Source organism: Ignavibacteria bacterium (assembly GCA_025612375.1).
Taxonomy (GTDB): domain Bacteria; phylum Bacteroidota; class Ignavibacteria; order Ignavibacteriales; family SURF-24; genus JAAXKN01.
The window spans coordinates 28052-47295 of the sequence record JAAXKN010000020.1; the positions used below are offsets into that span (position 1 = coordinate 28052).

Annotated in this window: 16 protein-coding genes; 15 read left to right on the forward strand and 1 reads right to left on the reverse strand. The window is 44.8% G+C overall.

Features of this window, described 5'->3' with window-relative positions; genetic code table 11:
• The first annotated feature begins 11 nt into the window (after window positions 1–11).
• The 11 genes from HF312_12610 to HF312_12660 all read left to right on the forward strand — a co-directional run bounded on the left by HF312_12610 (window position 12) and on the right by HF312_12660 (window position 12056).
• A complete protein-coding gene (locus HF312_12610) occupies window positions 12–854 on the forward strand; it encodes a UbiA family prenyltransferase (protein MCU7521052.1) in 843 nt (280 codons plus the stop codon).
• Window positions 851–1468, forward strand: coding sequence for a ribonuclease HII (locus HF312_12615; GenBank protein ID MCU7521053.1), 618 nt, complete (start codon window positions 851–853; stop codon window positions 1466–1468). The genes HF312_12610 and HF312_12615 overlap by 4 nt, the downstream gene beginning before the upstream one ends.
• Window positions 1449–1808, forward strand: coding sequence for a YraN family protein (locus HF312_12620; GenBank protein MCU7521054.1), 360 nt, complete (start codon window positions 1449–1451; stop codon window positions 1806–1808). The genes HF312_12615 and HF312_12620 overlap by 20 nt, the downstream gene beginning before the upstream one ends.
• 171 nt (window positions 1809–1979) lie before the next feature.
• Window positions 1980–2774 (forward strand): ABC transporter permease, encoded by a 795-nt coding sequence (locus HF312_12625; protein MCU7521055.1) that lies wholly within the window; start codon window positions 1980–1982, stop codon window positions 2772–2774.
• Window positions 2762–3508, forward strand: a complete 747-nt coding sequence (locus HF312_12630; GenBank protein MCU7521056.1) for an ABC transporter ATP-binding protein — start codon at window positions 2762–2764, stop codon at window positions 3506–3508. Before HF312_12625 ends, HF312_12630 begins: the two co-directional genes overlap by 13 nt.
• 14 nt (window positions 3509–3522) lie before the next feature.
• Window positions 3523–4566 (forward strand): MCE family protein, encoded by a 1044-nt coding sequence (locus HF312_12635; GenBank protein MCU7521057.1) that lies wholly within the window; start codon window positions 3523–3525, stop codon window positions 4564–4566.
• Window positions 4567–4707: 141 nt separating this feature from the next.
• Window positions 4708–7497 carry an excinuclease ABC subunit UvrA gene (uvrA, locus tag HF312_12640; protein ID MCU7521058.1) on the forward strand — a complete coding sequence of 930 codons (2790 nt, stop codon included), beginning with the start codon at window positions 4708–4710 and terminating at the stop codon, window positions 7495–7497.
• 366 nt (window positions 7498–7863) lie between these two features.
• Window positions 7864–8013 carry a lmo0937 family membrane protein gene (locus tag HF312_12645; protein ID MCU7521059.1) on the forward strand — a complete coding sequence of 50 codons (150 nt, stop codon included), beginning with the start codon at window positions 7864–7866 and terminating at the stop codon, window positions 8011–8013.
• Window positions 8014–8086: 73 nt separating this feature from the next.
• Window positions 8087–9769, forward strand: coding sequence for a hypothetical protein (locus tag HF312_12650; protein ID MCU7521060.1), 1683 nt, complete (start codon window positions 8087–8089; stop codon window positions 9767–9769).
• Window positions 9770–10043: 274 nt separating this feature from the next.
• Window positions 10044–10709 carry a hypothetical protein gene (locus HF312_12655; GenBank protein MCU7521061.1) on the forward strand — a complete coding sequence of 222 codons (666 nt, stop codon included), beginning with the start codon at window positions 10044–10046 and terminating at the stop codon, window positions 10707–10709.
• Window positions 10710–10934: 225 nt separating this feature from the next.
• Window positions 10935–12056 (forward strand): PP2C family protein-serine/threonine phosphatase, encoded by a 1122-nt coding sequence (locus tag HF312_12660; GenBank protein MCU7521062.1) that lies wholly within the window; start codon window positions 10935–10937, stop codon window positions 12054–12056.
• 5 nt (window positions 12057–12061) lie between these two features.
• Here HF312_12660 and HF312_12665 read toward each other — a convergent pair whose 3' ends face one another.
• On the reverse strand, window positions 12062–12835 hold the full coding sequence (locus HF312_12665; protein ID MCU7521063.1) for an ABC transporter permease: 774 nt from the start codon (window positions 12833–12835) through the stop codon (window positions 12062–12064).
• A gap of 287 nt (window positions 12836–13122) precedes the next feature.
• Between HF312_12665 and HF312_12670 the strand changes: the two genes are divergently transcribed.
• From HF312_12670 to HF312_12685, 4 genes are all read left to right on the forward strand, one after another.
• Window positions 13123–15381, forward strand: a complete 2259-nt coding sequence (locus tag HF312_12670) for a polysaccharide biosynthesis tyrosine autokinase (GenBank protein MCU7521064.1) — start codon at window positions 13123–13125, stop codon at window positions 15379–15381.
• A gap of 72 nt (window positions 15382–15453) precedes the next feature.
• Window positions 15454–16530 carry an SDR family oxidoreductase gene (locus tag HF312_12675; protein ID MCU7521065.1) on the forward strand — a complete coding sequence of 359 codons (1077 nt, stop codon included), beginning with the start codon at window positions 15454–15456 and terminating at the stop codon, window positions 16528–16530.
• Complete coding sequence (locus tag HF312_12680) at window positions 16509–17810, forward strand: lipopolysaccharide biosynthesis protein (protein MCU7521066.1); 1302 nt, start codon at window positions 16509–16511, stop codon at window positions 17808–17810. The genes HF312_12675 and HF312_12680 overlap by 22 nt, the downstream gene beginning before the upstream one ends.
• Window positions 17794–19242 carry a hypothetical protein gene (locus HF312_12685; protein ID MCU7521067.1) on the forward strand — a complete coding sequence of 483 codons (1449 nt, stop codon included), beginning with the start codon at window positions 17794–17796 and terminating at the stop codon, window positions 19240–19242. Before HF312_12680 ends, HF312_12685 begins: the two co-directional genes overlap by 17 nt.
• The last annotated feature ends 2 nt before the right edge of the window (window positions 19243–19244 follow it).

A 19244-nucleotide genomic window follows, 5' to 3' on the forward strand; every position in this document is an offset into this window, starting at 1 on the left:
AGGGTAAACTCGTGAAAAAACTGGCCTCAGCTATTCAAATAATCCGCCCGTTAAACGCCCTGATAACATTACTTACCATTCTGGTCTCAGGCGTAATCTGTTCAAGGGGTGAATATCTCTGGCTGAATATTCTTCTGGCCTCATTTTCCGGCGCCCTGGCGGCCTCGGCAGGAAACGTAATAAACGACATTATAGACATTGAAATTGACCGCATAAACCGCCCGGGAAGAGCGCTGCCCTCGGGAAAACTGAGCGTTAAAGAGGCTTATTTTCTGTACGGCCTGTTAAATTTTGCCGGACTGGTGCCGGCGGTTTTTATAAATGCAGCCTCACTGGTTATTTACCTTATCTCGGCAGCACTGATATTTCTTTACTCATACCGTCTTAAGGGAATTCCACTAATAGGAAATTTTGCTGTAGGAGTTATGACGGCTTTGGCCTTTATATTCGGAGGGGTGGCTGTTGGAAGCTGGAAGCTTACAATAATACCGGCTTTTTTTGCCTTTCTTGTCAATCTTATACGTGAAATTATCAAGGATATGGAGGACGTTGAGGGGGACAGCAGGATGAGCGTTGTAACTTTTCCTCAAAAATACGGATTTGGCAGGACTATACGGGTAATCGGTTTTTTAACTATATTACTGATGACGTTTACTACAATCCCGTTTCTACTGCATATTTACGCAATTGAGTATTTTGTACTGATAATGAGCGGGGTGAATTTATTATTCCTATTTTTTCTTAAACTTCTCTTTCGGCCAAAAGGAGGGCTCTTAAGGCTGCGTCTTATGAGTAATGTGCTTAAATTAAACATGGTTCTGGGCCTTATTGCAATATATCTGGGAAATAAATGAAAAATTTTGATAACGCATTTTTGTCTGAAAGTGTGCGTCTTATTGCCGGAATAGACGAAGCCGGGAGGGGACCGCTGGCAGGCCCTGTTGCAGCTGCCTCGGTTATTTTTGACCCGGGCGTTACGATAGGGAAAGTAAATGATTCAAAAAAGCTCTGTGAATCCTTAAGGGAAGAGCTTTACCTGGAGATTACGGAAAAGGCCCTGGCCTGGGGGGTAAGCATAGTAAGCCACGAGGAAATAGACAGAATAAACATACTTCAGGCCTCGCTTCTTGCCATGAAAAATTCACTGGAGGGCCTTTCTATTGTGCCTGACCTTGCAATAATTGACGGCAATAAGGTTTTTCCCTCGAAAATACCCACGAAAGCCATAGTAAAAGGGGACGGAAAGTCTTTCTGCATTGCTGCAGCTTCAATAGTTGCCAAGGTTACGCGTGACCGCCTGATGAGGGAGCTTTCGGAAATTCATCCAGAATACATGTGGCATAAAAACAAGGGTTACGGCACGCGTGAGCACATAAAGGCACTCATGGAATTCGGCCCAAGCCCTTATCACAGAAAAACATTCCTGAAACACTTCATTATGGAAGAAAATGAGCCTGGAATCGAATAAGGCAGGCCGGGAAGGGGAGGAGATGGCCGTCCGGCTCTTAATGAGCAAAGGCTTTAAGGTAGTTGAAAGGAACTACCATTTCGGCAAAGGAGAGCTGGATATTGTGGCCCGGGATGGGGAGACACTGGTATTTGTTGAAGTAAAGTACAGGCAGAACATGGAATACGGGGAGCCGGAATACAGCATTACACCCCAAAAAATCAAACAGATCAAGAAAGTAGCCCGCTGTTATCTTTTCGAGAAGCATATTGATGAGGTTGCCTGCCGATTTGATGTTGTGGCAATTCTGGAGGAAAAGCCGGGCAGTCCGGTAATAAATTACTATAAAGATGCCTTCTGACGCTCTTTTCTATTACGGGCAAAATGCGTAAATTTTTAACTTAAATAATTTTAATTTTTGCAGCCCGAATTGTGTTAATTTAAGGATATGATTTTTTGGCACAATGTAAATTATTAAAATGTTCAGCAGTTTTATTATCTTATACTAACCAGGGGAAACCAAGATAACTTAATGCAGCTTAGTAAAACCAGAAGCGGTCAGATAAAAGAGCGGTTCAACGAGTACTTCGGCACAATTGGAGGCCTTTCACTTTTTACAGTTGAATTCTTCAAGACGTTTTTCACCCCTCCATACGAATTTGCTGAAATAAAGAAACACATGGACGAGCTTGGGGTCAAGACCCTGCCGATTGTCAGTGTTACAGGTTTTATAATAGGCCTGGTTCTGGCGATGCAAAGCCAGCCCGTGCTGGTGAGGTTCGGGGCCGAGTCATTTCTGCCCGGCATGGTAGCACTTACGGTTGTAAGGGAGCTGGGGCCGGTTCTGACGGCAATAATTTTTGCCGGGCGTGTCAGTTCAGGAATCGGCGCTGAACTGGGCTCGATGAGGGTTACAGAGCAGATTGATGCAATGGAAGTTTCGGCAGTCAATCCGTTTAAGTATCTGGTTGTAACGCGCGTTATTGCCTGTACTTTGATTTTACCTGTTCTGACGGTTTATGTGATCTTTATTGCAATAATGGGCGGATATATTGCAATTACGCTCTCGCAGAGCATGAATTTTAATTATTACGTCAATTCACTCATGCTTTCAATCCGTTTTGGCGATTTTCTGCCGGGTGTGGCAAAAACTTTTGTTTTCGGCTTTATAGTCGGGATGGTTGGAGCCTACAAGGGCTACACGGCCGAGAACGGGACCGAAGGTGTAGGGAAAGCCTCCACGACCTCGGTAGTTGTTTCATCGCTGCTGATTCTTTTATTTGATATGGTGCTTGTTAAAATAACATTGTGGTTATGGCCGACTTGATGGTAGAAATAAAAAAACTAAGCAAAACCTTTGATTCTCACAAGGTGCTGGAAAAAATTTCCCTGAATGTGGAAAAGGGGGAAAACCTAGTCGTTTTTGGCAGAAGCGGGACCGGTAAGAGTGTGCTTCTGAAGTGCATTATAGGTCTTATGACGCCTGACGAGGGGGACATAAATGTGGACGGGCAGGATATGCTGAAGCTTTCCTACCGGCAGTTGAATGAGGTGAGAAAAAACATAGGATTTCTTTTCCAGAGCGGGGCTTTGTACGATTCAATGACTGTGAGGGAAAACCTCGCATTCCCGCTAAACAGGCACTTCAAGCTGCCCGCCTCTGAAGTGGAAGACAGGGTTATTAAAACTCTTGAAATGGTTTCTCTTGTTGATGCTGTAGATAAAATGCCTTCTGAGCTCTCCGGCGGCATGCGTAAAAGAATAGCTCTTGCGCGTTCAATTATCACGGAACCGAAACTGATGCTTTATGATGAGCCTACAACGGGACTTGATCCCCTGACTACAAAGGAGATCAGCGAGCTGATTCTGGAGCTGCAGAAAAAACTGAATATGACTTCCATTGCCGTTACACATGACCTGATATGTGCTAATATTATTGCTGACAGGGCTATATTCCTCAAAGACGCAGTTATTGCTTATGAGGGAACGATAAGCGAGCTTACGAGTTCGCAGGACAAATTTTTACAAAACTTTTTTAGTACGGAAGTTATTAAAGCCTAAGCTAGGAGATATAAATGCTGAAAAATTTCACGGGTGCACGCCTGGGACTTTTTGTCTTTCTGGGTACCGCCCTACTGGTAACTGCAATTTTTCTTATCGGGGGAAGGGAATCCCTCTTTCAGTCAACTTTTACCATAAAAGCCATGTTTGCAACCGTTGAAGGCCTGAGAACCGGAGCACCTGTAAGGCTGAGCGGTATTAACGTGGGAAGTGTAAGCGAAATTGAAATTGCAAATGATACCACAGGACGTGTTGTTGTAACAATGAGAGTAAACTCCGATATAAAAAACTTCATACGCAAGGATACCAGGGCTACAATTGAAACAGAAGGTCTCGTGGGCAATAAAATTGTTGTTCTTACCGTTGGAACGACAGCCTACGAGATAGTTAAAGACGGGGGCTTTGTACGCTCAAAATCACCTGTAAGCATTGCTGAAATTATAGCCGAAAGCCAGGGGACACTCAACTATCTGAAGGATATAACAAAGGATTTTTCTGAAATAGTGTCCAAGATTAATAACGGAGAGGGCACAATAGGTAAAATTGTAAATGATGATGAGCTCTACAATTCGGCAACACAGATTACCAAGTCGGCCGACCGGAGCCTGAATACAATTACAACAAAGCTTAATGAGATTTCGGATATTGTAAAGAATACGACGGGTGACTTCCAGAAGATTATTTCCGACCTGGACAATACGATTCTGAAGGTGGATAATGTAGTCGATAATGTGCGTCAGGGCAAGGGGCTTCTTGGACAGCTGGTTTCAGACAAGAGCACCTACAGCGACTCTGTAAAGGCGATAGTTAAAAATCTGACCGCCACAACAGAACAGGTAAAAGTAGGGGCTTCAAGGTTCTCTGAGAATATGGAAGCCTTAAAGCATAACTGGCTCTTTAAGAGCTATTTTGAGGAAAGGGGCTACTGGGATGCCAACGAATATGAAAAAAACATAGACAGCAAGTTATCCGAAATAAAGGAAAAAACAAGAACCCTGGATCAGAAGATTAAGGAATTAAAATCTCTGGAGAATAATACGGGGACCAGGACACGCTAGCTCAGGACTGTTTATTAAATTCTGCCTTTTTTAACTCCTCACAAAACCTTAATTTACCGGGTTAATTTTTATTTTACCGGTTCAAAGAGCGCCCCCAAGAAAAGGCGCCCTTTGAACCCAGATTGAACTTTCAAAACCGATATGTCAAAAAATCCTAACAATAATTCACGCGATAAGATCATTGTAAAGGGCGCAAGAGAGCATAATCTTAAGAACCTTTCTCTGGAGATTCCGCGCAATAAACTGGTGGTTTTTACCGGTGTTTCGGGCAGCGGTAAATCATCCCTTGTCTTTGATACGATTTATGCCGAAGGGCAGCGCCGCTACGTTGAAAGCCTTTCTTCATACGCCAGACAGTTTCTGGAAAGAATAAATAAGCCCGACGTGGACTTTATTTACGGTATAAGTCCTGCTGTAGCAATTGAGCAGAAAACGGGCTCGAGGAATACACGTTCAACCGTTGGGACTACAACAGAGATCTACGATTACCTGAGGCTTCTTTTTGCCCGTATCGGGAAGACCTATTGCATTAATTGCGGAAACGTGGTAAAAAAAGATACCGTAGGATCTGTCTCGGAGTGGCTCGAAAGCCAGCCCGAAGAGGGAAGGTTTTACATGGGCTTTCCGATGCACAGCCATGAGGGAAGGACACTCAAAGAAGAAGTTGAGCTCCTTAAAAGGCGGGGCTTTTTCAGGATATTTATTAAGGATAAGCTTGCAGACCTTAATGAAAAGTACACGCTGCCGAGGAAAAAAGAGCCGATATACGTTGTTATAGACCGCTTCAAGGTTAAAAAGGGTAAAGTAAGGGAAACGCTCTCGGAATCAATTGAAACTTCATTTAAGGAAGGGGAGGGGCGCCTTGCGGTTATTAATGCAGACAACTTTGAGGTGAAGAATTTTAACCGCTTTTACGAGTGCTGCGGAACGCGTTATGAAGAACCCGAGCCGCATTTCTTTTCATTTAACAATCCTTTCGGTGCATGCCCTGTCTGCCAGGGTTTCGGAAGGACGGTTGGAATTGACATGGACCTTGTGGTTCCAAATCCCAATCTTACGATAGTTGAAGGTGCAATTGCCCCGTGGCGCGGCGTTAAGTACAGCAAGCATCTGAGGGATTTGGTGCGTACGGCAAAAGATCACGGCATTCCGACTCAGGTTCCGTTCAGGGAGCTTTCCGACGAGCAGGTGGAAACTATTAAAAGGGGTTATTCCGGGTTTATGGGAATTGACAGATTCTTTGAGGACCTGGAAAGCCATACTTATAAGATGCATATAAGGGTGCTTTTAAGCCGTTACCGCGGTTATACAACCTGTGCGGCCTGCAAGGGTTCACGCCTGAGGCGCGAGACTGAGCAGGTTAAAATCGGCGGCAGCTCAATACAGGACGTTGTAAGGCTTTCTATAGAAAAGGCTTTTCAGTTTTTCCTTTCGCTGAAGCTTACTGAATATGAGATGTCAATTGCCGAAAGGATACTTAAGGAGATCATAAAGCGCCTTACGTTCTTAAATGACGTCGGCCTGGGATACCTTACAATGGACCGCCTGAGCAGCACGCTTTCAGGAGGTGAGACACAGAGGATTAATCTTGCCACTTCACTCGGGTCTTCACTTATAGGAACGCTTTATGTTTTGGATGAGCCGAGTATAGGGCTTCACCCCAGGGACAACACGCGCCTGATCAGGATACTGAAATCCCTAAGGGATATAGGTAACACGGTCCTTGTAGTTGAGCACGACCCTGAAATGATGCACGAAGCGGATATTATTGCCGACATGGGTCCCCGTGCGGGAATCCATGGCGGTGAGATTACTGCAATGGGAAGCTATGAAGAGATATTAAAGGATCCTAATTCACTTACGGGAAAGTATCTTTCGGGAAAGCTGACGATACCGGTTCCCGAGGTGAGAAATACAGCCGCCACAAAACTCCTTCAGATCAAAGGAGCCAGGGAACACAACCTGAAGAATATTGACGTCGATATACCGCTTAATAAATTTGTGGTCATAACGGGCGTCAGCGGTTCGGGCAAGAGTACCTTAATTCACGACGTGCTCTTTGGGGGCGTTACAAAACTTCTCGGGGGCAACCCTCCTAAAATCGGGCGCTTTGAGGACATAAAAGGGGTGAACCAGATTGACAACATTGAAATTGTGGACCAGTCCCCGATTGGCAGAAGCCCCCGCTCGAACCCAATAAGCTACGTTAAGGCTTATGAGCTTATACGTGAGCTTTTTGCCAATACGCACCAGGCAAGGGCAAGAGGATACAAGCCGGGCTACTTTTCATTCAACGTTCCGGGCGGGAGGTGCGAGACGTGCCAGGGTGAAGGCCATGTGAAGGTTGAAATGCAGTTTCTGGCCGATCTTTATCTTGAATGCGAGGACTGCAAGGGCACGCGCTTTAAGAAAGAGATAAGGGAGATCACCTATAAAGGGAAAAACCTCGTTGAAGTGCTTGAAATGTCTGTTGATGAGGCCTTGGAGCTTTTCAGCGACAGCAATAAAATAAGGAACTACCTGCAGGTTTTATCCGATGTGGGCCTGGGTTATATAAAGCTGGGGCAGCCCTCCAACACCCTGTCGGGAGGTGAAGCACAGAGAGTAAAGTTAGCGGCACACCTTTCCACACAGAAAGACAGTGAGCATACGCTTTTTATATTCGATGAGCCTACGACAGGCCTTCACTTTGATGACATCAGCAAGCTTCTTAACTGCTTTAAGATGCTGCTTGAAAGGAATAATTCAGTTGTAATAATTGAACACAATCTGGATGTAATTAAAAGTGCGGATTATATAATTGATCTTGGTCCCGAGGCGGGTGAAAAAGGGGGCGAAGTAGTAGCCTGCGGCACTCCCGAGGAGATAATTGAAGCCTCTGCGTCCTATACCGGGCAGTATTTAAAAAGCTATCTTGACGGTCAGAAGTAAGTTACGTTAAATCTAATTTTCCAGGCAGGCATATGTGGGAATACCCAGTCATATGCCTGCTTTTTTCAACTATAGTCCCCAAATTTTCCCACACAGCCACAGTCAGGCGTTGCAATTTCACAGCGTAATTTGCATAAAAACCGGAAGCCTTGAAAATGCTCTAAAAACAAACAAAATGTCTCATTTTGTAGGGGAAAGCCTTACAAAATTTGTTGAAAAATAGACTACAGAGCACCTCTATCTTGGCCTACATTAATATCAGAAAAAGACCTATACCAGCTCTTTGGATAATATGTTAAGTTCATAAGTGTTACATAATTAGCCGTATGCCAGGCAATTAAAATTCTGCGAACAAAGGAGGAATGTATGTTGTGGACGATTTTTGCCATTCTTTTGGTACTATGGATCATAGGGATGGCCAGTTCTTACACGCTTGGCGGATTTATACATATACTGCTTGCAGCCGCAATAATACTGGCAATCATAAGCCTGGTGCGTGGAAGAAGCGTCGTATAGCATACGGTTAATTAAATCATTAATTCATGTGTAATGCAAAGATACGATTCATTAACAAAGGCAAGGTGGTTTTATGAAGATGAGGAAGCTTATCTCTAAACTAAATGTTTTGTTCATTTCGGCATCGTTGGTCTTTATATCTGAGTATTCCTTTGCCCAGAACGACAACACGGGCAATAGTACCAGAAACAGTTCAACCTACAGCACTTCCGATACGACCAATAATACGGGTAGTCAGACCGGCGGTTATAATAGAGATAACACCGGTTCGAGCCGCGGCACAGGTATGAGTTCTGATACCTCTTATAACAGAAGCAGAAGCAACTCGGGATACGACAGCAATACCGGAACAAGCAGGGATACTTCTTATAACAGAAGCAATTCGGGCTGGAATAATAACACCGGAACAAGCAGGGATACATCATATAGAGGAAACACGGGAACGGACAATAATACCGGCGGATCACGTACAGGCACAGGTTACGGTACAGGCACCGGCGGAACAGGGACAGGAACTAGCGGCACCGGCACTCCCGGCACTACTGGCGGCAGCGGAACGGGTACTGGTACGGGCACTGGCGGAATGGGAACCGGGACCGGCACGGGGACTAACACCGGAACAGGTACAGGTACCGGAGTCGGCACCGGGACAGGAACGGGCACCGGGACAGGCACAGGCTGGGGTACTCCTCCGATTAACCGTGACACTACAAAAAGATCCGGAACACAGGACAATACAGGTTCATACAATCAGGACAATTCAGGCCGTGACAATACAGGTACAAACAGAAGCAGTGACGACAACACAGGTTATCAGCAGGGCGGATCCAAAAACAAGTCCGGCAGTTCTACAGGTACATCGATGGGCAGCGGCAAAAAGGGAAGTTCTACTATGAGTGATACTTCCAGCACAACCCATACCAAAAAACATAAAAGAACTACAAAGACCAAGGGTACTTCAGGATCTACAACAGGATCATATGAAGAGAACTCCAGTTCTGAACAGAGCACTTCGACAGGAACCTCTGTAAGAAGCGGAAACAAGAGCGGTTCTTCAATGAGCGGTGATACCTCAAAATCCACTACTCACAAGAAGCATCACAAGAAGTCATCAAAGAGCAAAAGCAGTACTTCAGGTTCCTCTAACACAGGCTCAATGAACGAAAGCACGGGCAGCACCGGCAATCATAGCGGAACAACTATGAGAAGCGGCAGCAAGAGCGGTTCTTCAATGAGTGATACATCGAAGTCTACCACTCACAAAAAGCATCATAAAAAATCATCAAAGAGCAAGAGCAGCACTTCAGGCTCTTCCAGTACAGGATCGATGAACGAAAATACAGGCAACAGCAGCGATCAGAGCGGGACTTCAATGAGAAGTAAAAGCAAAAGCGGGTCTTCTATGAGTGATACCGGATCTGCCATGCACAGCAAAAAACATCATAAGAAATCCTCAAAGAGCAGCAGCAAGGGTACTACAGGTTCAGGTTCCAATACCGGTTCAAGCAGAGAGGGCAGTTCATCCGGATATGACAACAATACAGGTTCCGGCACAGGCTCAAGCTCAAGCTATGGCTCAGGTTCGCAGCAGATGAATACCGGCAGCAGCGGCTCGGGAACGAGCACCGGCACTTCCGGAACAATGGGCGGCGGAAGCAATACGAATACTAATACAGATACCAGCAAGAGCCAGAACAGCAATAGCAACTATAACAATAACAGTTCAAGCGACCAGAATAAATCGGGCACAAAGTAGATATTTCTGATTGAAGAGGGCTGATGTGTTCTTATATATAATTTGAAGAAAAGAGGATAGGAAAGAACCAACGACTTTCCGGTTTATATCTGTTAAGACTGACATTATTCCGGTAAAACTCTTAGAATGCTGAAAACAGATAAAGACACAAGATACAATCAGAGCTTGATTCCATCCTGTCCTTTGTTGCAGAAGGAAGTAAATTGAGGGTGAAAATCCCTCAGTTTACTTCCATAATAAATATCATAAAAAAAATTGAATAAGGAATTTAGAGATGAGCCGCAGCGAAAAAGCAAAACTCGAACTATATACAGCCATTCTTTCATATCTGAACGAAAACAGGAACGTTACCTGCAATATAAGAGCTTTTATGTGGTCCATTTCAAAATTCCGCAAGCTTACTGAAGAGATCAGATGCAAGCAGATGGAACTTTCATCGGAATCGCTGGAGAAGTCACTCCAGGTATCCAAAGCTAAAGACGATCTGATACTTCTCCTTCTGCCCGTTATTACTTCACTTCACAACTATGCAAAGGAAACAAAGGACGTCCAGCTTAAGTCGACAACAAGGGTAACTTACAGTCAGATTGTAAGAATACAGGACAGGGAGCTTATTGAAAAGACTCTGATGATTACGCGGCTTGCTGAAAAATACATGACAAGGATGAGGCGTCAGGAGATAACAATCCACACGCTTCAGAACCTCAGGTATAAAGCTGAAAAGTTCAGGCTCCTTTTAGAAGACAGGTTCTTCAGCTTTATTTCAAGCAGTGCGCTTCTTGCAATGAACGCCCTTTTTGCCGAAGCCGACAAGATGCTTTATAATTTTATAGACAACTTTGTTGAGAGCCTTTCGGAAGGCTATCCGGAATTCCACCGCAATTACCTGAAGATAAGAAACTTTCAGGCGCGTGAGAAAAAAGCGGCATTGTCAGAATAAAATGATTTTGCTTTTGCGCAATGTGTAATTTATAAATTCATAGCAAATTTGGGTTAAGTTCCTTTTCCGGGGATCGGTCTATCCGTTCAGGGACCGTAAACTTTCTCATATTTCACCTCAGAAAAATCTTCATTATATTTATAGCTAAATTATTCCTTTTAGGAACAACAGGCGTTTCTATCCGTCTTAATTACTGTCAAGAAAAGAAATAATGGAGAATTTGTTTTGGCTAAATGGCGTGCATTAAACCGTATTTATGAGATCTATACGAGCGACCTGAGCATGAAGGACGTGGAGAAGCTGATAAAAAGGGATGCTCCTGAGGTATACGACTTTTACGTCCGCAGGATGAAAATGCCTGAAGACAGCCGGAATTCTATTGAAAGGACATTTCTTTTCCTTCGCAACCTGTTCATTGAATTCCTGCTTAAGATGTCCCCGGCCCGCAGGCTATTCTACTCCCTGGCTCTTGTTTTCTTTCTGGTAGGTTTGCTCGGGGGGCTGTGGAACTGGGCCGTTCTGGGTTTCTTTATGGTAAACCTGCTCATTGCCTTTGAGCTTGCGGACAAGCTTACTGCAAAAGATGAACTGGCCGTTGCACGCGAGATACAGACGGCCTTAATGCCCAGGCACGCACCCGAGAACAGCATGTTTGACATAGCCTGTTATTCCGAGCCCGCAAGAGAGGTGGGAGGGGATTATTACGACTTCATCTGTCCTGAAAGCCAGAAGGATAAAATGTACATTGTAATTGGCGACATTTCGGGAAAAGGGATGGGGGCCGCACTTTATATGGTGCAGGTGCAGGCTATACTGAAATATATTTCGAACACCTGTGTGAGTCCTAAGGCCATTCTTTCAGAATTAAATAAAAGTCTGCAGAACATACTTAAATCCGACAGCTTCTTTACGGTTTCAATGGCTTCATTAGAAAAGGACAGATGTGAAATCTCTTTATCGAGGGCAGGGCACACGCCGCTTATTCACTACAGGGCCGGTAAGGCTGAAAATGTAACCCCTGTGGGACTTGGCGTAGGGCTTCGTGACGGAGGGATCTTCGACAAGGTTTTGGAAGAGATGGTAGTTACGACAGAGCCGGGAGACGTGCTTGTATTCTACACTGACGGGCTGACAGAGGCGATGGACAGGAACCGGAATTTTTTCGGGGAAGAAAGGCTGATGAAGGTAATAGAAAAAAATGCCCACTTAAGTGCGTCTTTAATACAGGAGAACATCATAAAGGAGCTGGACCGGTTCCGCGACAGCACCATTCCGGGTGACGACACGACGCTTGTAATAATGAAGAGGTCAAGCTCTGCCGGGAAAAGCGGTGCAGTTTTAATTTAAGTCTACTAGAACATCAGTGTCCAGAGCACGTAGTCGAGTATAAGAATAAGTGCCGCTGAAAGTACAAAGGATCTGATAGTTGAAAGCCCCACTCCTTCTGCTCCTCCTTCGGTTCTGAAGCCTATATGGCATCCCAGAAGAGCCGTAACGCCGCCGAAGATGACGGTTTTAATTAGTCCGAAAAGGAAATCCCCGAATACAAAATATCTTTTCACCGACTGGAAGAATACGGCAAAAGAGACGCCGAGGAAGAAGTTGGATATTACGTAGGCGCCAAGGACGGCGATGACGTCGGCAAAGACTACAAGGACGGGCATCATGACTATAGATGCCACGAAGCGCGGCATTGCAAGATAGCGCACCGGGCTGATAGCCATTGTCTCTAAGGCATCAATCTGTTCTGTAACCTTCATAGAGCCCAGTTCGGCAGCAATTGAGGCTCCCACGCGTCCGGCAATTACGATTGCAGTAAGCACGGGGCCGAGTTCAGTAATAATTGCGCGGCTGGTTGCAGTTCCCAGGAATGACAAGGGTGCTACACCGCTTAGCTGGTAGGCGGCCTGCCAGGCTGCCACGGCGCCGGTAAAAGTTGCAATTATGAGTACAAGGGGAAGGGAATTTACTCCGATATGTTCCATCTGGAAGAGCACCAGGTGACGGTTTCTGAAGATGGCCGGGAAATACCTTATAATTCCAAAGAGGAGGTTAAAAAACTGTCCCAGCTCCTGGAAAAAGTCCAGAATTTTCTTACCCAGATTTCCTGCAAAATTCTTAAACACCTTATTCCCTTTTTTTCCAGCAAATTTACTTAAAAAAACTAAAACTAAAAAGCAGCAGTCTCAGTTTCAGATGTTCTTTCTACTTCCAATACTTCACCACTTCGACAGGTCCTGCGACTTACTACCGCTCGAAACATATTCTTACCGCTGGTTACATTTCGGATGACTTTACGCTAAAACGCTTTAATTTATAAGAAAAAGAGGGCGAAATTCCTTCTCCTTCTGTCTTAAGAAAAAGTTGAAGACTTCAAGCCAAATTAAAAGAAGCGTTAAAAAACGGGAACCGGATGAAAAACAATATTTCAGAAACTGAACTGGCCAGGCTGATCAGTGATGATGCAATGAGCTTCAGGAACCGCATTATGCTATTCAGAGTGCACTGGCTTACCATACTTATGATTACAGTTCTTGTGACATTCCTGGCGGGAATATATGCCGTGAGGGCTCCCGATGTTTATTCCTCAATTACCATGCTCAGGGTATCAAAACCGCAGGGCAATATACTGGAAGCTCCCCTGATTGCAGAGTTCTCCGATCAAAAGTCGACTTTTGTGGAAAATGAAATTGAGGTCCTGAAAAGCTATTCCGTACGCGAGAAGGTTGCTCATCTGCTTATTGATTCGCTGAAGAATAACCGGTTCCCGGAGTACTATGTAATATTCAGTCATGATGGGCAGATAAAATCCGCCAGGCCTGCCCTCCGCCCGGTCTATGAAATAGTAAAGACGCTCAGCAAGGTTGTCAGTATTGAACAGAAGAATAACCTGGAGATAATAAACATTTCGGCTGAATCAGTTTCCGCATATGAGGCTGCGCTGATAGCAAATATTTACGCCAAGGTTTATCACGACATGAACCTGGGGTTCAACCGCCAACAGACGATGAATGTAAGAGAGTTTCTGGAAAATCAAAGCGAAGATAAACATAAAAAGCTCCTGGAAGCAGAAAACGCAATGAAAGATTACCAGGAAAAAGGAGGCATTGTGGCACTTGATGCGCAGTCCAACGCGCTCATCGGCCAGCTGACCGACTATGAATCCAGAAAAAACGCAGCAAAAATTGAGCTGACGGTTGTAGAAAAGACGCTTGGTGATTATAAAAAAGAACTTGCCAGGCAGGAGCCCCGCATAAAGGATTATCTCGACAAGTACGCGATTGAACCATACCTGGAGGAGCTCCAGAAACAGATTGCGCAGTATGAGGTGAAGAAGGACATTGCGCTCAATAACGGGACAGACAACAGCCGGGCAGAAGTGATTAACAGCTACAACATGAAAATTGACCAGCTGAAGGAAAGCCGCGACAAGAAGCTTGAGATATTCAAGGCAGGCATGCTTGCCTTAAGCAGTGATGAAGTCAAGCAGCTTGTCCAGAAGGTGCTGGATGCAGAAGTAAAGTACCACGGGCTTTCTGCTTCATACAATGTTATTAATTCAATAGTGAGGAATTATGAATCGGAGTTTGACGCGCTGCCCAAAAGGACGATTGACCTGGCAAGGCTTGAAAGGGAAAAGAGGGAATCTGAAAAACTGTACCTTCTTATACAGGAGAAGTACCAGGAGGCATTGATAAATGAGCAGTCGACTCCGGGCAATGTTCTTATTATAGACCCAGCCAGAATCCCTATGGAAGCATCCAGGCCGAACAGAAAAGTCATACTGCTGGTGGGTATAATGTCGGGCCTCCTTTTGGGATCAGGGTTTGTCGTGATAAGGAATATTTTTGACAAAACCGTAAAGACACCCGAAGACATAGAGAGGTTAAATATAAACCTGATAGGCTGGGTTCCCCGCTTTGAATACATCCCGGGCGGCGGGGAGAACGCTTCTGAATTTATAGTGCATTATAAACCGAACTCAGTTCCAAGCGAGGCTTACAGGGCCTTAAGGACAAGGATTCAGTTCTCAAGGGTTAACTGGAACTCAATCAGGACAATCCTGATTACTTCCAGCTCACCGCAGGAAGGAAAGACGACATCTTCAGTAAACATTGCCGGAAGCTTTGCGCAGGCGGGGAAAAGGACAGTAATAATTGACTGTGATCTGAGGAAGCCAAGAGTGCACAAGGTGTTAAATCAGTTCAAGGCGCCGGGACTGGTGGAATACATATTTGAAAAGGCGTCATACGAAGATATAGTAAGAAAAACTGAAACAGAAGACCTTTTCCTAATCCCGGCAGGGACAATTCCTACAAACCCTTCGGAAATACTGGCCTCGGCACAGTTCATGGGTCTGATTGAAAAGCTGAAGGAGGATTTTGAAATAATTGTAATTGATTCGCCTCCCATACTGGCAGTAACCGATGCTGAAATTTTGTCGCGGATTGCAGATCTGTCGCTTTTAGTGGCAGCCGCGGAAATCACTGAAATTGATGTAATGAAAAGAGCCGCTGAACTTCTGCAGCATGAGCAGGGCACATTTATAGGCATACTCCTTAACAATTTTATTTATAAAAACGGCTACGGCAGCTACTATAAAAACTATTACTATTACCAGAGCCCGGTGAGGGACAAAAAAGAAAGGCTGCTGACCTTCAGCAGGCATTAAATAAAGAGTTAAGTTAACCGGAAAACAAAAACTGACAAACTAAAACTGAAAAACTAAAACTGACCAACAAAAATGCACGACTATAAGGGTACATACGGACTTGATAAGATTGCCGCTTATTCCACAATAGAAGATCTAAAAAGATCAGGCGGCAGCGTGAGCTATCCAAAGATTTCCGGCAGGAGAATCCTGGTTACAGGCGGAGCGGGCTTCATAGGTTCAAACATGTTGGAGGACTTCCTGAAAAATGACAATGAGGTTGTCTGCCTGGACAATTTTTCAACAGGCAAGGTTGAAAACATTAAGGAATTTCTCTCATGCCCGAAGTTTCACCTCGCAATAGGGGATATCCGTAACATTCAGGACTGCAGAAAAGCAGTTGACGGAGTGGATGTGATATTTCATGAAGCGGCATTGGGATCGGTGCCAAGGTCGCTTCAGGATCCGATTACCTCAAATGAGGTGAATGTAAGCGGGTTTCTGAATATGCTGGTAGCGGCCAAAGACGCAAATGTGAGGCGTTTTATATATGCAGCAAGTTCATCGGCTTATGGCGACTCGCAGGCTCTTCCTAAGGTTGAGTCTTCTATAGGCAAGCCGGTCTCTCCTTACGCTGTTACAAAATATACAAATGAATTATATGCTCATGTCTTCGGGCTGCATTATGGCATGGAGATAATAGGGCTGAGGTATTTTAACGTATTCGGCCCGAAGCAGAATCCCGAAGGAGCATATGCTGCCGTGATACCAAAGTTTACTGCACTGCTGATGTCGCACAAGGCGCCAATGGTCAACGGCGACGGCAATATTTCGCGTGATTTTACGTATGTGGAAAATGTTATTCAGATGAATCACCTGGCTGCAGTGTGCAAAAATGAGGATGCATTTGGAGAGGTATTTAATACTGCGGCGGGGGAGCGCAACAGCCTGAACTCACTTATTAAATATCTCAGGGAGTACCTGAGCCGTTATGACCCCGGGGTTGCAGGTGTAGATGCGTGCTATGGGCCCATGCGCAGCGGGGACATACAGCACTCATTTGCATCGATTGAAAAAGCAGAAAAAATACTGGGCTACAAGCCTCAGTTTAATTTTGAACAGGGATTAAAACTATCAATAGAATGGTATTGGAAAAATCTTTCACACTAAAAGAAAATTTTATATGGACACTTTTGGGAAATGTTTTTTATGCATTTACCCAGTGGCTGATACTGCTTATACTGGCCAGGAAAGGAAACCCGGCAATGGTTGGGCAGTTTGCCCTTGCAATGGCCTTGACCGCTCCTGTCATTTTGTTCTCAAATCTCAAGCTGCGGGATGTACAGGCAACTGACGTTAGTAATCAATTTGAGTTTAAGCACTATTTTACTCTGAGAGCCTGGACGGTGCTGGCGGCTCTCTTGATGGTTGCAGTAATCAGCCTTTGGGGAAATTACCAGACGGATACAGTTTCCATAATACTTATGGTTGCGTGCATCAAAGGGGTTGAGTCAATTAGCGACATTGTCTACGGGAGACACCAGCAGAAGGAAAATATGAGGCTTATATCATTGTCGCTATTCTTAAGGGGAGCAATTTCGGCTTTGGCTTTTTATCTGGCAATGAAATTTTCAGGCTCCCTTCTCTGGAGCTGTACGGGGCTATTGCTGGTGAGGCTCGGTGTACTTATTCTTTACGACTTCAAAAGCATCGGTATCAAAGCGGAACTACTTAAAGCTGCTGACAAAATTTCTTTTACGGCAAAGTCAATGATGAAGGGGATAAAAGACAGAAAAGCATCTGAACTTCTGCGCAGGTCTTTCCCTCTTGGGTTTGCAGCCCTGGCGGTCTCTCTTGTGCCGAATATACCGAACTACGTTTTGGAAAGATACCATGGTGAATATGAGCTTGGAGTGTTTTCTTCACTGATGTATCTGCAGGTAATTGGAAACACACTCGTAATGGCTTTAGGGCAGGCTGCAAGCCCCAGGCTTTCCAGGTTATTTGACCGTGGGAATACATTTCAGTTTACCGGGTTTTTTATACGGCTTCTCTCGGGAGCGGCTGCTTTGGGGATTCTGGGTATTGCGGCTGCCGGATTATTTGGAGAAAGTATACTTGATCTGCTGCTTGGTAAAATATACACCTCACATAATGACTTGTTTATTCTTGTTATGATCTCAGGCGGAATATCTTACGTCGTTTCATTTACAAGCTTTGCACTGTTATCAATAAAAAGATACCAGGCCCAGCTATGGATAAATATTACCGTTTTGGTTTTTTCAATCATAATAAGTTTTGCGCTGATAAGCCAAAGGGGAGCCTTGGGTGCTGCATACAGCCTCATCTTTACAATGCTCATGCAGGCAATTCTCAATATGTCGGTTGTGTTTTACGAAATTTACAAAGAGCATAACATTAGGCTGATAAGAAATGGAATACGTTTATAACAGCATTAAGAGCGGCATAAAAAAAGATAAATATACCAACTATTCAGTCAGCCTTGCTGCAGTGTATGTTATTATACTGTCGGCTTTGGTGCTGGACAGGAGGTTCGACCACTGGTTTTTAATACCGGTGGGGCTTGCAGGCATCCTTTCCGGAGCTGATGCGGTCAAATGGTTCCGGCAGAAGGATTCCATTTTTGACGTGGAAGGCATAGTTGGAATTATAGGATTTCATTTCTTTTTCCTGGCGCCCATGATGCATGTTTACTTTGATTACTGGATGAAGACAATCGACAGGCCGCAGGACTGGCGCGACTGGCTTGGGGGTATGGCTATAGTTAATTCTGTAGGGCTGATGTTTTACGGGTATGCAAAGGACAGGGTGCAGAGGAGGTTTTCTCATTCAAAAAGTTTCTGGGCCCTTAATGCCGGAGTGTTCCATCCGCTGGCGGCCTCACTGCTTATAATCAGCTTTGGGCTGCAGGTGTGGGTTTTTATCAGACAGGGAGGCCTCCTGGGTTATATAATGGCATTCTCTAAAAATGAAGGGGCATTTGAAGGGATGGGATGGATCTTTATGATCTCCGAGAGTTTCCCGATCCTGTTTTTGCTTTATGTGGTATTTCTTCTAAAAGAAAGAAAGATCAGCAGCTCATGGATAATAGTCATTCTGATGTGCGTCTTTTTTGCCCTCAAGATGATCTTCGGGGGCCTCAGGGGAAGCAGGAGCAATACCATCTGGGGCTTGTTCTGGGCAATAGGGATAATTGACCTCTGGTTAAAGAAAGTGTCCAAAAGAGCGATCCTGATCTTTGCATTATTTATCCTTGCCTTCATGTACATTTATGGGTTTTACAAACAGGGGGGAATAGAGGCCGCAGGAATTTTAAGGGAGGATAAAAGCCGTTCCCGCTTTGAGCAGACGTATAACAGGTCGTTTGAAGCTGTACTGCTGGGTGACTTTGCAAGAAGCGATGTTCAGGCGTACCTGCTTTACCGGCTGAGTAAAAACAGTACCGGTTATGAATACGCCTATGGAAGGACGTATCTAGGCGCCCTTTCCTTAATAGTTCCCAAGGGCATCTGGAAAGACAGGCCGCTTACAAAAGTAAAAGAGGGGGAGGAAATTCAGGGAGGTATCGGAGCCAGCCGAATATACGGCCTTGCCGGTGAGGCAATGCTGAACTTTGGTCCTTTTGCAGCAGTGTTCTTCTTCGTGATATTCGGCTTTGCTGTAGGGCTTATTAAACGTTTTGCAGATTTTCTGGAATACAAGGACGCCAGGGTGATCCTGATACCGTTTTTGATAAACCTGGCGTTTTTAGCCCTGGGCTCCGACTCTGATAATATTGTATTCTTCCTGATAAAACAGGGCTTCCTGCCCTTTATGCTGATATATCTCTCATCACGCAAATACTTATTTCAATTAAACTGAAA